Origin of the sequence: Paraburkholderia polaris (assembly GCF_012927345.1) — a bacterium.
Lineage (GTDB): Bacteria > Pseudomonadota > Gammaproteobacteria > Burkholderiales > Burkholderiaceae > Paraburkholderia > Paraburkholderia polaris.
On the sequence record NZ_JABBGJ010000037.1, the window covers coordinates 22,537 to 36,845 of the forward strand.

Annotated in this window: 11 protein-coding genes and 1 pseudogene; 9 read left to right on the forward strand and 3 right to left on the reverse strand. The window is 60.9% G+C overall.

Translation table 11 applies throughout. The features are described 5' to 3' along the window. Nucleotides 1-36: 36 nt before the first annotated feature. From HHL24_RS30070 to HHL24_RS30100, 7 genes are all read left to right on the forward strand, one after another. Nucleotides 37-690 (forward strand): protein-L-isoaspartate O-methyltransferase family protein, encoded by a 654-nt coding sequence (locus tag HHL24_RS30070; RefSeq protein WP_169488979.1) that lies wholly within the window; start codon nucleotides 37-39, stop codon nucleotides 688-690. Between the two features lie 59 nt (nucleotides 691-749). Continuing rightward, entirely contained in the window at nucleotides 750-1,073 is a 324-nt protein-coding gene (locus tag HHL24_RS30075; RefSeq protein WP_120297962.1) for a rhodanese-like domain-containing protein, read from the forward strand. A gap of 13 nt (nucleotides 1,074-1,086) precedes the next feature. Continuing rightward, complete coding sequence (locus HHL24_RS30080) at nucleotides 1,087-2,697, forward strand: TolC family outer membrane protein (RefSeq protein WP_169488980.1); 1,611 nt, start codon at nucleotides 1,087-1,089, stop codon at nucleotides 2,695-2,697. Between the two features lie 263 nt (nucleotides 2,698-2,960). Beyond that, a complete protein-coding gene (locus tag HHL24_RS30085) occupies nucleotides 2,961-3,440 on the forward strand; it encodes a DUF2844 domain-containing protein (protein ID WP_169488981.1) in 480 nt (159 codons plus the stop codon). Between the two features lie 32 nt (nucleotides 3,441-3,472). Next, entirely contained in the window at nucleotides 3,473-4,774 is a 1,302-nt protein-coding gene (locus HHL24_RS30090; RefSeq protein ID WP_169488982.1) for a DUF3443 domain-containing protein, read from the forward strand. A gap of 144 nt (nucleotides 4,775-4,918) precedes the next feature. After that, nucleotides 4,919-5,368 (forward strand): DUF2844 domain-containing protein, encoded by a 450-nt coding sequence (locus HHL24_RS30095; RefSeq protein ID WP_169488983.1) that lies wholly within the window; start codon nucleotides 4,919-4,921, stop codon nucleotides 5,366-5,368. Between the two features lie 398 nt (nucleotides 5,369-5,766). Further along, nucleotides 5,767-6,867 carry a DUF3443 domain-containing protein gene (locus tag HHL24_RS30100; RefSeq protein WP_329606767.1) on the forward strand — a complete coding sequence of 367 codons (1,101 nt, stop codon included), beginning with the start codon at nucleotides 5,767-5,769 and terminating at the stop codon, nucleotides 6,865-6,867. Nucleotides 6,868-7,675: 808 nt separating this feature from the next. On the opposite strand, the gene HHL24_RS30105 is transcribed toward HHL24_RS30100, so the two are convergent. Both HHL24_RS30105 and HHL24_RS30110 read right to left on the reverse strand, forming a co-directional pair. After that, nucleotides 7,676-9,496 (reverse strand): S8 family serine peptidase, encoded by a 1,821-nt coding sequence (locus tag HHL24_RS30105; protein WP_169488985.1) that lies wholly within the window; start codon nucleotides 9,494-9,496, stop codon nucleotides 7,676-7,678. A gap of 570 nt (nucleotides 9,497-10,066) precedes the next feature. Next, nucleotides 10,067-10,499 (reverse strand): annotated as a pseudogene (locus tag HHL24_RS30110) (aminotransferase class III-fold pyridoxal phosphate-dependent enzyme); the annotation flags it as partial. 532 nt (nucleotides 10,500-11,031) lie between these two features. On the opposite strand from HHL24_RS30110, the gene urtA reads away from it, so the two are divergent. Beyond that, entirely contained in the window at nucleotides 11,032-12,330 is a 1,299-nt protein-coding gene (gene urtA / locus HHL24_RS30115) for an urea ABC transporter substrate-binding protein (RefSeq protein WP_169488986.1), read from the forward strand. A 225-nt stretch (nucleotides 12,331-12,555) separates the two neighbouring features. Here urtA and HHL24_RS44655 read toward each other — a convergent pair whose 3' ends face one another. Next, nucleotides 12,556-12,684, reverse strand: coding sequence for a hypothetical protein (locus tag HHL24_RS44655; protein WP_268966750.1), 129 nt, complete (start codon nucleotides 12,682-12,684; stop codon nucleotides 12,556-12,558). Between HHL24_RS44655 and urtB the strand changes: the two genes are divergently transcribed. Next, nucleotides 12,683-14,308, forward strand: coding sequence for an urea ABC transporter permease subunit UrtB (urtB, locus tag HHL24_RS30120; RefSeq protein WP_169488987.1), 1,626 nt, complete (start codon nucleotides 12,683-12,685; stop codon nucleotides 14,306-14,308). The two genes, HHL24_RS44655 and urtB, sit on opposite strands and share 2 nt — an antisense overlap. The last annotated feature ends 1 nt before the right edge of the window (nucleotide 14,309 follow it).

Consider the following 14,309-nt stretch of genomic DNA (forward strand, 5'->3'; position numbering starts at 1 on the left):
ATCGCAAACTCGCCAAACCACACTGCCGAATCCACCATGAACATCGAGCAAGCGCGTTTCAACATGATCGAACAGCAGATCCGCCCCTGGGAAGTGCTCGACCAGGACGTGCTGAATCTGCTCTCGATCGTCAAGCGTGAAAATTTCGTCCCCACCGTCTACCGCGATCTGGCCTTCGTCGACTTCGAAGTGCCGTTGCCGGGTGGCCAGCACATGCTGGCGCCGCGCGTCGAAGCGCGCGTGCTCCAGGAACTGGCGGTGAAGAAACACGAAAGCGTGCTCGAAATCGGCGCCGGCTCGGGTTACATGGCCGCCCTGCTCGCGCACCGCGCGCAGCACGTGCTGACGGTCGACATCGAACCGGAACTCGCGGAACTGGCGAAGAGCAACCTGATCGCCAACGGCGTGCTGAACGCCGAAGTCGCCACCGGCGACGCCTCGCGTGGCTGGGCCAACGCTGCACCGTACGACGTGATCTGCGTATCGGGCGGCCTGCCGGTGCTGCCGCAGGAAATCCTCGAACATCTGAAGATCGGCGGCCGTCTCGCGGCTTTCGTCGGCACCGCGCCGGTCATGAAGGCGCAGATCATCACGCGTATCGACGAGAAGCAGTACCGCATCGCCGACGTGTTCGAAACCTATGTCGAACCGCTGATTAACGCCGTGCAGCCGCCGCGCTTCAAGTTTTAATTCACACCTTTATCTGTACGGCCGGCGTGCCGCCGTCCTCTGAACTGGATGTCCTGCTGATGCAAAATCTGACCGCTCCCGCGCTCGCTGAATGGCTCGCGGATCAATCGCGCCCCGCGCCCGTGCTGCTCGACGTGCGCGAACCGTGGGAAATCCAGACGGCGTCGATCGCCGGCGCCGTGCTGATTCCGATGCGTGAGATTCCCGCGCGCAGCGAAGAGCTCGACGACGACGCGCAAATCGTCTGCGTGTGCCATCACGGCGCGCGCAGCGCCCAGGTCGCGATGTTCCTCGAATCGCGCGGCCATACCAACGTCTTCAATCTGCAAGGCGGGATCGACGCGTGGTCGCGTCAGGTCGACCCGTCCGTTCCCACCTATTGATCGCACGGTCGCGATGATCCGTCGGCGGGTGCAGGTTCTCGCAGCCGCTTTGGCGTTTCATTGCGCGTTTCGTGGTGCACTTGTCGCCACCTCCATTGCCGCACTCGCGGCGCTGATCCCGCTGCCCGCGCACGCCGTCGGCCTGTCCCAGCTTTACGACGAAGCACTGTCGAACGACGCGCAACTGCAAAGCGCGCGCGCGGCGCTTGCCGCCAATAGCGAAGCGTTGCCGCTGGCCCGCGCCAAACTGCTGCCGCAAGTCTCCGCGTCACTCACCGCGAACCGCCAGAACACCGATTTCGGCGGCGGCTTTCCTGCCTCCTACGGCAATAGCAACGGTTACACGATTTCGCTCACGCAGCCGCTGATTCACGTCGATAGCTGGTACGGCTATGCGCAGGGCAAGCTCGCGGTGGATTCGGCGCAGGCGTCGTTTGGAGAGGCGCGGCAGGATCTGATCGTGCGGCTTGGCCAGGCTTACTTCGATGCGCTCGCCTCGCAGGACAGCCTTGCGATTGTGCGCTCGCAGAAAGCGTCGATCGCGCAGCAGCTCGAATCGGCCAAGCATTCATTCGAAGTCGGCAACACGACGATCACCGATACCAACGAAGCCCAGGCTAAATGCGATCAGGCGGTCTCGCAGGAAATTGCCGCGCAGAACGACCTTGCCGTGAAGCTGGCGGCTTTGCAGCAGATTGTCGGACACCCTGTCGAGCGCGTGGATGGACTCGCCGCCGGCGCACCGCTGCCGCCGCCCGTGCCCGCCGACATCAATCTGTGGGTCGATGCGGCAAGCGATGCGAACTACCAGGTCATCCTGAAGCAGATCGCGCTGGATAGCGCGCAACGCGAGACGTCGAAGGCCAAGGCCGGCCACCTGCCGACTGTCGACCTGGTGGCGAGCCGCTCGCGCAGCAGTCTCGGCGCGGCCGGCGCGGGTAACTTCGGCGGCAATTTCGGTGGCGGCTTCGGCAGCGGCGCGAACACGCCCGCGCCCGGCACGCCGGCGCTCGCCGCGGAACTGGGCAACCTGGGGTCGTCGTACACGAACAGCACGATCGGCGTGCAAGTCACGATTCCGATCTTTGCGGGTGGCGCGACGCAAAGCCGCGTACGTCAGACGCTCGCCCTCGAAGACCAGGCTGCCGCGGATCTGGATACGGCTCGGCGCAATGCGGCGCTATCGGCGCGGCAAGCGTTTCTCGGCGTGGTGAGCGGGCTCGCGCAAGTGCGCGCGCTGCAGACCGCCGAGCGATCGGCGAACACCTCGCTCGAATCGAACCTGCTCGGCTATCAGGTCGGCGTGCGGATCAATATCGACGTGCTCAATGCGCAGGATCAACTGTTTTCGGCGCGCCGCGATCTCGCGAAGGCGCGCTATGACACGCTGATCAATAGTCTGAAGCTGAAGGCCTCGACCGCGAATCTCACCGATCAGGACGTGCTGCAGTTGAGCGCGTTGCTGTCGCCGCTCGACGATGGCTCGTTGACTGCGTTGCCGCAGGTGCCGACGGTGCCGACGGTGCCGACGGTGCCGACGGTGCCGCATCCGGGTGTCGCTGCTAAAGGCGCTGCAGGCAAGCTCGGACGGCGGACGATGCCGAATGCGGCGGCGGCTCAGTAACGTCGGCTCGTTTAGTCTTTTTCTTCCCCGATTGACCCTCTGCCCGCGCGACGTTTCTTGCGTTGCACACGTGGGCCGCCTGCTACTCGCTGCTGTGTGCTGGCATTCGTTGTCATTCGCGCCTTCTCAGCGCGGGACGGTTTGCGACATCCCTGACACCTTCCTTTCATTGCGATCTTTCCCGTCGTCGCTGCAGAAATTTCGTACGGTTTCCTGATCATCGCGCGGGCACCATGCTCCGACTATTTTTGGGGAGCAGTGTGATGAGACTTCTAAAGATCGCGATGCTGGCCGCAACACTGCTGCCGCTCGCCTCGCATGCTACGTTGGGCGGCGCGCCGAGTACCGGTACGTCTTCCTCGCCGACGATGCTGCGTGCTACACCGCAGTCTGCCGCCGCTTCAAATACGGGCGCGGCCAGCACAACCTCCACGGCGGCCTACTCGGTGCGCGAGTCGCGTAACGCTAACGGCGTCACGATCCGCGAATACGTGCTGCCCAGCAATGTCGTGTTCGCTGTCACTTGGGAAGGACCGATACGGCCGGATATGACGGCGCTTCTCGGCAGCTATTTCCCCAACTACGTCAGCGCCGGCGAAAGCCGTGCGCGCGGCACCGGTCCGCTGATCGAAAGCAACGGTGACTTCCGCATCGAATCAGCCGGCCGCTTGGGACATTTCTTCGGCGTGGCGTATCTGCCGCGCCTGATGCCGGCCAACGTCCGTCCGGGCGATCTGAAGTAATACGGCGTATCGATTTCGCGGAAAACAACAAGATGACGACAATCAATAAGACACTCTGGGTCGCGCTGGTCGCGCTTGGCCCGACACTGGCAGCGTGTGGCGGCGGAAGTGATGGAAACAGCAGCAACAACAACGGCTCGATCGCCTGGTCCGCCGATCCCGACTGGATCACGAAACCGGATGGCTCGGGCAGTTCAGGCAATTCGGGCAATACATCCAGCAATGGCAGCAACACGGTGCCAATTTATGTCAACAACTCGATGGGCAGCCTCAACATGCTTTCCGCAACGATCACGGTATGCGTTCCCGGTACGCAAGGCGCGAGTCAGTGCACGACCGTCGACCGCATGTTGGTGGATACGGGCTCGGTCGGCGTACGCATCATGGCCAGCGCATTGCCGACACTCGGGTCCCAGTTGCTGACGCAAGTCGGCGCCGTCGACGACGCAAGCGGCGCCGCGCCGATCGCCGAATGCATGCCGTTCGGTTCCGGTACGACCTGGGGTTCGGTGAAACGCGCCGATGTCAAGATCGGCAGCCGCACGGCAAGCAACATCCCCATCCAGTTGGTCGGCGACGGCGCGTACGCCATCCCGTCGGACTGCGTCGCGCACGGCGGCCCGGACCTCAGTACCGTCGAGAAACTCGGCGCCAACGGTATTCTCGGCATCGGCTACGGCACCCAGGATTCGAAAGACGCGCTGACCACCGCGCTGCCGGGGAATTACTACTATTGCACGGGCGCAAACGCTTGCTTCAACACACGCATGACGGTCAGCAAGGAGGTGATAAACCCCGTCGCCGCCTTCTCGAGCGATAACAACGGCACGATCATCCGCCTGCCCAAGCTGCCAGCGGGAGGCCAGGCGAGCGTCACAGGCGAACTGATCTTCGGTATCGGCACGCAATCGAATAACGCGTTACCGTCGAATGTGAACGTTCTGGCGTTGGATGAATACGGCGAATTTACGACTCAGTATCAAGGTCAGGCGTTCACCTGGAGCGCAATCGACAGTGGTACCAACGGGTTCGCGTTCCAGGACGATTCGATTCCCACTACGTCGGGCTGGTACACGCCGCTAACCGCGCTGAACCTGGCAGCCACGATGGAGGCCACCAACGGCAACGGAACGCCTGTCAATGTGCCGTTCACGATCGACAGTGTCGTCCGCATGTCGACGAACGGGTATGCCGCCTACGACAACGTCGGCTGGTATCAGTCCAGTTCGAAAATGTTCATGTGGGGTCTGCCATTCTTCTACGGACGCAGCGTGTACACGACCGTAGGCAACGGCACGATAGGCACACAGAGCGGACCGTTTGTCGCGTTCTGACGGAATGGATGTTTTTGATGCAGGAGGCGGGGCTTTCCAGCGCTGTCTCCTGACGTCGTTTCCGACATCTCATTGAGACTTTTCCGGCACTCTCATTAATAGCCTGCAGGCAACATGCTCCGACCTGTTTTTTGGAGCAATGTGATGAGATTTGTAAAGATCGTGCTGGCCGCCACGGCACTGTTGCCGCTCGCGTCGTATGCAGCGTTGGGTGGTGCACCGAGTACGGGTTCGGCCCCGCAGACGTTGCTTCGCGCGGCAGCCCTCAATTCCTCTTCCTCTACCGCGGCTTACACCGTGCGTGAGTCGCGTGACACTGACGGTGTCAGGATTCGCGAATACGTCTTGCCAACCAACGTCGTGTTTGCCGTCACCTGGCAAGGGCCGGTGCGCCCTGACATGGTCACACTACTCGGCAGCTACTTCCCGAACGCGGTCTCCGCCGGTACAGCGCGCGTGCGCGGCACCGGTCCATTGATCGAGCGCAACGGCGACTTTCAGATCGAGTCGGCCGGCCGGGCGGGCAACTTCTTTGGTAAGGCAGTCCTGCCGCGCCTCGTACCCGCCAATGTCCGTGCTGACGATCTGCAGTAACGCGGCACATCGATTTCACGGAAGAAAGAAACATGAAGACACTCAATAAGAAACTTTGCTTCGCGCTGCTGACGGCGAGCTTGGCCCTTTCAGCCTGCGGCGGTGGTGGCGGCGACGACGGTAGTTCGAACGCGACCCAGGATAACGACAAACCGGCAACTCCGACTCCAACTCCGACGCCGACACCCACGCCGACTCCGAGTCCCACTCCGAGCCCGAGCCCTGCTCCGAGTCCAAGCCCAGATGCGGGCGCGGCTGGTGGCGTCCCTACTCCAACGCCGACTCCAAGCCCGACGCCCACTCCGACTCCCACTCCGACGCCGACGCCGACTCCCACGCCGACTCCGACTCCGACTCCGACACCAACGCCGACTCCGACGCCGACGCCAGTCGCCGACGTGAACACTGTGCCGATCGTCGTTGATCGGACGATGGGCGAGACCAACATGCTCTACGTGAGCGCAACCATATGCATCCCTGGCTCGCAGGGCGACACCCAATGCGCCACCGTCGATCACATGCTGCTCGACACAGGTTCGGTCGGTGTGCGCGTGATGGCCAGCGCGTTGGGTTCGACGCTCGCTTCCCGCTTGCCGGCGCAGACCGGGGCTTCGAACGATCCGACCGGAGGCGCTCCGGTTGCCCAATGCGCGACTTTCATGGGCGGCTATACGTGGGGCTCGGTCAAACGCGCCGACGTGACGATCGGAGGCAAAACGGCGGGCAATCTGCCGGTCCAAGTGATCGGCGATGGCGCATACACCATGCCGACGGAGTGCAATTCCCGTGGCATGGTCGACCTCAATACGGCGGCCGCGCTTGGCGCCAACGGCGTAATCGGCATCGGCCATACGGCGCGCGACTATCCGCTTGCAGCGCAACAAGTATTGTCGGCGACCTACTACTACTGCCCCTCCACGGCCTCGTGCACGGGCACACGCGTACCGCTGGACACGCAAGTCATGAATCCTGTCGCCGACTTTACCTCCGACAACAACGGGACCATCATCCGTTTGCCGGCGTTACCCGCAGACGGTCAGGCGACGGCCACCGGTGAACTCGTGTTCGGCGTCGGAACGCGGCAGAACAATGCGCTATCATCGACGGCGAGTATCGTGCCGGTGGATCAGAACGGCTTCTTCACGACCGTGTACAAGGGCAGTACGCTCACCGGCGTGATCGACAGTGGCACGAATGTCTATTACTTTCCGGATAGCACAATTCCCTACACGGGCGTCTGGTACACACCATCGCCCTCCCTTAGCCTGTCTGCCGTCTTGAAGGCCACTAGCGGAGTCGGCACACCCGTCACGGTGCCGTTCTCGGTCGGCAATGGGCTCAGCTTGCGGGCGAACCTGAACGCTGCCTACGATAGCCTCGGCGCGAAACTTTCCGGAGGTTTCATGTGGGGTCTGCCGTTCTTCTTCGGCCGCAATGTGTATACCGTGCTGGAAGGCGCGAAGATCGGTACGCAAACCGGGCCGTTCGTCGCCTTCTAACCTCAACAGCCGTACGCGCGTGACACATAAGGCCGGCGCCGCGAGGCGCCAGCCTTATGTGACAGCACGCGCCATGCGCTCGTGTCACGGCACACCTCTGCGCATCAATTCGTCTCCCTCAATCCGGCAACGCCTCCATTGCCCACATTTGTCCCAATCTTCCAGATCAAAAGTTGGCAGTCTTGGCTAAGACAGAAGCGCCATCGAGTTTTGTCTTGCTGGATACCATCACGTAGTAAGTCCCGCCCACCCGCAGAACCTAACCGGTTGTACCGGTAGCAGGTGTAGCGCATTCAATCGTCGCGTCAGCGGAGGCGGTGGCACCATTAGCCTGACCTCTGAAATCATTCTTATCCTTTCGCTTCTACCCCTGCATCGGCGTACTCAATGCAGGAGTCCAACGTTACTGTGGACAACTACAAACATCCCCCAAGCATGTAACTGTAGCATCGAGCGATTTCAACCTACAGGAAGGGTTTACGTCGCTAACAAAAAATCGCTCGATTTTTGCGTCGCCTACCGCTGTCTTGGCTGTTACCCTAGCGTAAAAGGTTCTCCCATAGCTGGTGCTGCGCCCCGAACAGGCAGCGGGCATTCCATCCGACAGTGTGGAAGAACAATCAGGTGAAACCATTAATGCCGTATCGCCTCTGGTTTCCAGCATTACGACATCTTTTGATGACCCCGACCTGAGGGTAAAAGTTGCAGTCGATCCAGGAAGTGCATAGTGGAGACTTCTCACCTGACTAGGTGGAATAGTGATCGAAAAATACAGCACCTCATCCTTAACCAGCGGGAACCTTACTCCCTAGTCATCGTCGGTAATATCGGTGATTGAAAGTGCGGCGACGCTAACAGGGAGTGACGTAGTGCTGACTGCCCCATTCTCGTCGGTTGTGGTTAACGTAATCTGGTACATGCCAGGATAGTCATAATCCACGACCGGATTGGTGGAACGCGAAACGACCGTGGCAGCCTTTCCGTCGCCGAAATTCCAGTTCCATGACCGGATCGGGACGCCGCCCCGTGCTGTAGAAAGGTCTTTGCAGATCAATTGCATAAGGTTCGGGCTTTGCGTGCACGTGAAGTCCGCCGCCGCCGGTATTTTTCCAGACTTCACAGCCTTTACCGCCGCAGTCGCATCGACAATGCCCGTACCAATCGGCTGATCCGGTTTTTGGGGTGTAAATGGCTGGGCGGTTTGCTGTATAAGCGTCCGCATTTCCGCAACGGTCAGCGGCGCAGGGGCGATGGATTGCACCAGTGCAGCCACGCCGCTGACCATCGGCGCGGCCTGCGATGTACCACTCAACAGACCGTAGCCTTCGGTACCAGGCGCTGTCTTCCCATCGTTATAGGTGGACCAAATGTTATTGCCCGGTGCCGCGATATCAACAGTCGGGCCGAAGTCTGAACTCACCCATTTTGTCGAGTCGGAGTTGATGGCTCCGACCGTAATAACGTTATGACAGTTAGCGGGTTGAACCTTCGCCGCATCGGTTGAATAGTTTCCGGCGATTACGACAACAACGGACCCTTTACCGGTTGCATAGTCGATGGCGTTTTGAAGCGATGTTTGGCAGGCTCCATATGCATAAAGGCTTATGTTTATCACCTTCGCAGGGTTCGGATTGACAGGTGCGTCCGACACAGTTCCGCCCGCAGCCCATGTAATACCGTCCGCCATATCGGACATATAACCGCCATTGCAGTTTCTGACCGTCCGTACAGACACCACCTTGGCGGCGGGCGCAATTCCGGCAATACCGATACCGTTGTTTGTCCCTGCGGCCATGATGCCCGCGACGTGTGTTCCATGCCACATTACATTGCAGTTCTCTCCAGGCTTATTGGCCGGCTGCGTGCCGTCGCCTCCTCGATTTCCATACGTGCCACTGGTGAATTCGTAGCCCGGCAGAACGTTCGGGTTCAAATCGCTGTGGCTTGTAATACCGCTATCCACGACACCTATCACCACCCCTGCGCCGTTCGCTATGTCCCATGCACCTTCCGCGCGTATCCCCGCCGTGGTTGTTCCCGGCGTCTGATTCGAACTCAGAGACCATTGTTTGCTATATAGGGGATCATTGGGCGATGACCCTATGGTCATCACGGTGTCTGGTTCAACGAACTCAACGTTGGGGTCCGAAGCGATCGCTCGCATGAATGCCTTCGCTTCAACCCCTTTTAGTTTGCGATCCGTAGTGACGACGTCTGAGCCACGACCCATGCGCCGCAAATAGTGTGCCTTCGAGGGGACGGAACCCGCAAGCCGGTCGAGTCTTGACTGCACCGCCGTTGTTGAGCCGCTTTCAGTGGTGCCGTCCTTGTACTTGATGATGAAACGATCAACAGAGGCATCCGGTCCCAAGCTGCTGGTGTTCATCTTCAGGGAAAGCGCCAACGGGGTTGTCGGGTTCGCCGCCGCTAGTGATGCTGTTTGTTCGAGCGTTTGCGGCTCCTTCGATTCCTGCGTTGTCTGTGCGGTTGTGTCGCCGCCGCCACTTCCGCCGCACGCGCCAAGTGCGAGAGAAAGGAAAACGCCGGCAAGACCCGCTACAACGCCGCGTCGCTTTTCTGTTGCGCCAGTAACGCGAAGCGGACCATTTTCGGATCGCAGTCCCTTCATTGTTTTATGTCTCATAGTCCGCATAATTCTTATTCCTGAGTGAGATTATTTTTCGAGCGCCCTCTGCTGCGTCACGCGCTGCGATTCCTTGAAAAGGCATCTCTTTCTCAGATCTTTTGCGTATTTCTGCAAAGGTTGTGCAATTGAAATATTCGTAACGATCCGTAATGGTTATGAGCCTAAACAGAGGTGTCCAAAGGAACAATCAGCCTCATCCGATCACAATCAGGAAATTTCCTCGCATGGAGTCTGACTATGCGAACGGGAGACGCAACAAAAAAAGGCGCGATTCCTCGCGCCTTCTCTTGTCCGTTTTGCGGTTTCGTTGCCGCTGGGGGCTAGTGTGTCAACGTTGTAGAACGTTGTTTCACCGGTACAGACGTTTCGGCCGTCTTGTGGTCACGCGCCGCCGCTTGCCCTTCCGCAAGCGGCTTCTCGGCATGGCGGGCCGTGATGCGGTGGTCAAGGTTGACATTTGGACCGCCCAAAAGACCCATCGCACGAACGTGAATCAAACAAGGTGTCGGTGCCTCATGGCGCCAACACCTTACCTTGCAAACCGTCTTGCCGTCAAAAAACACCGTGCCGCCCCGAATCCGTCTCCTTCAAACCTCAGCCACCGTCTTAAAGACCTCATCGATCTGCGCCTCTTCAATAATCAACGGCGGCGAGAACGCCAGAATATCGCCGGTATAGCGCGTCAACACGCCCTTCTCAAAACACCGCACAAACACATCATGAGCACGCGCACTAGGCGCTCCGGCACGCGGCGCCAATCCCCCCCCACCAGCCCAAGATTGCGCACATCAATCACATGCCGCTCGCCGCGCAGCTTATGGATCGCATTCTCGAAGATCGGCGCCATCCGCGCAGCGCGTTCAAACAGTTGTTCGCGCTCGTAAAGATCAATCGTCGCGCAAGCCGCAGCCGCCGCAATCGCGGTGTCCGTACGCCCATGAAACAGTTCAATCCCACCCGGCGCCCCATTCACAATCGAATCGTGAAACCACAGCCCGGCAGTGCCGTCGAGAATGCGCCGACCATCGTCTGATGTGTAGTACATCCCCCTGCGCGCTCGCCAACAGACGAGGCGCGCTCTTGAACTGACGGTTCGCCGCAAAGGGCATCCAGAACACGGACATATGCGGACATATCGGGTGCGTTGACGCTGGCGCGCTCGCTCATATCGCGCCTCCTCGCGTGGGTGGCCTTCCAGTGCAGGCAGAGCGCGCCGCATGCACAAAGGGGCGGCGCTCATGCACCGCCGACGCCCGCTGGCCGATAGACACGCTTCGCTGCAGCGCGGCGCGCACCTGAACGAGGCGCACACCCCGCTCCTGCACCAATTTTGCGCCGCGTTACGCATAACCGATGTGGCGCATCACCGCGTCGCAGCACGCAATACGCGGATTCCAAGTCGAAATTACTGCATGGCATGTGCCTTGCAGTACACAAGTGGCATGCCATGCGGGATAAGCCCTGCTGGCGGAAATCGACGCCCATAAACACTCACCATCAATGGCAAGGGGATGCACATGAAACGTCGCAGTCTATTGAAATTTGGTTCGATGTCGGGCGCATTGGCGCTGGCCAGCAAGATTCCGTTTGCTCAGGCGCAATCGGACAGCGGTCCGATCAAAGTAGGCGTTCTACATTCCTTGTCCGGCACGATGGCGATCTCGGAGACATCGCTCAAAGACACCGCGCTGATGACCATCGCGGACATCAACAAGAACGGCGGCGTCTTGGGCCGCCAACTGCAGCCCGTGGTCGTGGACCCGGCGTCGAACTGGCCGCTGTTCGCCGAAAAAGCGCGCCAGCTGATCACCCAGGAAAAGTGCGCCGTCGTGTTCGGCTGCTGGACCTCGGTGTCGCGCAAGTCGGTGCTGCCGGTGTTCGAAGAACTGAACGGCCTGCTGTTCTACCCGGTGCAGTACGAAGGCGAAGAAATGTCGCGCAACGTGTTCTACACCGGCGCCGCGCCGAATCAGCAAGCGATCCCGGCAACCGAATACCTGATGAGCACGGAAGGCGGCGGCGCCAAGCGCTTCTTCCTGCTGGGCACCGACTATGTGTACCCCCGCACGACCAACAAGATCCTGCGCGCGTTCCTCAAGTCGAAAGGCGTGCAGGAAGTCGATATCCAGGAGGTCTACACGCCGTTCGGCCACAGCGACTATCAGACCATCGTCGCGAACATCAAGACCTTCTCGCAGGGCGGCAAGACGGCGGTGATCTCGACCGTCAACGGCGATTCGAACGTGCCGTTCTACAAGGAACTCGGCAACCAGGGGCTGAAGGCGTCCGATGTGCCGGTCGTCGCGTTCTCGGTCGGCGAAGAAGAACTGCGCGGCATCGATACGAAGCCGCTGGTCGGCAATCTCGCGGCATGGAACTACTTCATGTCGCTGCGCAACCCGACCAACGAGAAGTTCAAGAAGCAATGGGCCGCATGGGTCAAGGACAACAACCTGCCGGGTGGCACCAAGCGCGTGACCAATGACCCGATGGAAGCGACCTTTGTCGGCATCCATATGTGGAAGCAGGCCGTCGAGAAAGCGAAGAGCGCGGACGTCGACAAGGTTCGCGTGGCGATGATCGGCCAGACCTTTGCGGCGCCGTCGGGCTTCACGCTCGAAATGGACGGCAATCACCATCTGCACAAGCCGGTGATGATCGGCGAAGTACGTGCCGACGGCCAGTTCAACGTGGTGTGGCGCACCAAGACCGCGATTCGCGCGCAGCCGTGGAGCCCGTTCATCGCCGGCAATTCGAGCAAGCCGGATGTGGTCAGTTCGATTCCGGCATTCCTGAAGCGCTCGCGCGTTGCCTGACAGGACGGATCGCTACGACGGTGCGGTTAGCCGTCGCTACGATCCGACGTGATCTCTCGATGGACGCGCGAGACACGCTGCCCGTCCGGACCGTGAAGCTGGCGCTTAGGTCTGGCTCATGTCCTGTTGGCGTTGGGTCAGTCAGCCTCGGCCTTCACGGTCGGACTCGCAGACCAATTTGCGGCAGGTGCTGCATTCGCCGCAACTGTGTCAGTCGGAACGGACTCAGGGCAGCGGATTCGCGGCAACCGACTCACGGCGCGGGTCTGCGCGTGCAGCAATCCGACGGCGCGGCAAGCGGCTCTTTAGCACGATGCCGCGCCGCCCCGCCGGTTCTTCTTCAAAGGCCATCATGGCGTTTTCATTTCCGAAATTCGCACGACGCAGCATCGGCGGCCTCGCGCTCGCACTCCTCGCCAGCGCGCCGCTTGCCGCCTTTGCGCTCACCCCGGCCGATGTCGCCCCGCTCGCCGGCGACGACTTCGATGCGAAATCCGCGGCAATCGACAAACTGATTGCCAACCACGACAAAGAATCGCTCGCGGTCCTCAAAGCCCTCTCCGAGGACAGCGCGCTCGCCACCGACTCCGGCGCGGTGCTGCTGCAAGACGGCGACACTGCACGCGATGCCGTCACCGGTAAAACGGTCGCCGCGGGCGACGCGCAACCGGTCACCCTGAACAACCTACTCCGCTCGAAAGTGGCAGGCGCACTTTCGGGCGTGCAACTCGATTCGCCCGACGCCGCCACGCGCGACGCCGCCATCACCGCGCTGTTGCAAAACCCCGATCCGTCGATCAAACCGCTCGTCGATGCGGCGCGCGCGAAGGAAACCGACCCGGCGCTAAAGAAGCGCCTCGACACGCTGTGGGCGATGACCGCGTTGCACGACGCCGACCCGGTCAAGCGTCTCGAAGCGGTGCAACTGGTCGCCGCGCGGCACGATCTCGACATGAACGAACTGCTGCGTCCGCTCGTCGCGAAGAAGCCGGACGGCACCTTCAACGAAGCGGACGACCGCGTGCGCGCCGCGGCACAAAGCGGCATCGACGAACTCGATTCGATCCAGCGCCGCAGCCAGATCGCGGGCACGCTGTTCGCCGGCCTGTCGCTCGGCAGCGTGCTGCTGCTCGCCGCACTCGGTCTCGCGATCACGTATGGGCTGATCGGCGTCATCAACATGGCGCACGGCGAATTCCTGATGATCGGCGCCTACGCCGCCTACGTTGTGCAGAACCTGTTCCAGCGCTTTGCCCCCGGCGCGTTCGACTGGTATCCGCTACTTGCCGTGCCGGCGTCGTTCGCCGCAGCCGGGCTGGTCGGCATTGTGCTCGAACGGCTGGTGTTGAAGCATTTGTATGGCCGTCCGCTCGAAACCCTGCTGACCACCTTTGGCGTCAGCCTGATCCTGATTCAGGCGACGCGCATGCTGTTCGGCGCGCAGAACGTCCAGGTGATCAACCCCGCATGGATGAGCGGCGGCGTGACCGTGTTGCCCAATCTGATCCTGCCGTACAACCGGCTGGCGATTCTGGCGTTTTCGCTGATCGTCGTCGGGATTGCGTGGGCTGTCCTGACTAAAACCCGCCTGGGTCTGTTCGTGCGCGCCGTCACGCAAAACCGGCGGATGGCGGCGTGCGTCGGCGTGAAGACCGCGCGCGTCGATTCATATGCATTCGCGTTCGGCGCGGGCATTGCCGGCCTGGGTGGCTGTGCGCTGTCGCAGATCGGCAATGTGGGCCCGGACCTCGGCCAGAGCTACATCATCGATTCGTTCATGGCCGTGGTACTCGGCGGCGTCGGCCAACTCGCCGGCACGGTGATCGGCGGCTTCGGTCTCGGGCTGGTCAGCAAGGCGATCGAGCCGTTCTGGGGCGCGGTACTCGCCAAGATCGCGGTGCTCGTGCTGATCGTGTTGTTCATCCAGAAGCGTCCGCAGGGCATGTTCGCCCTCAAGGGCCGTAGCGCGGAGGCATGAG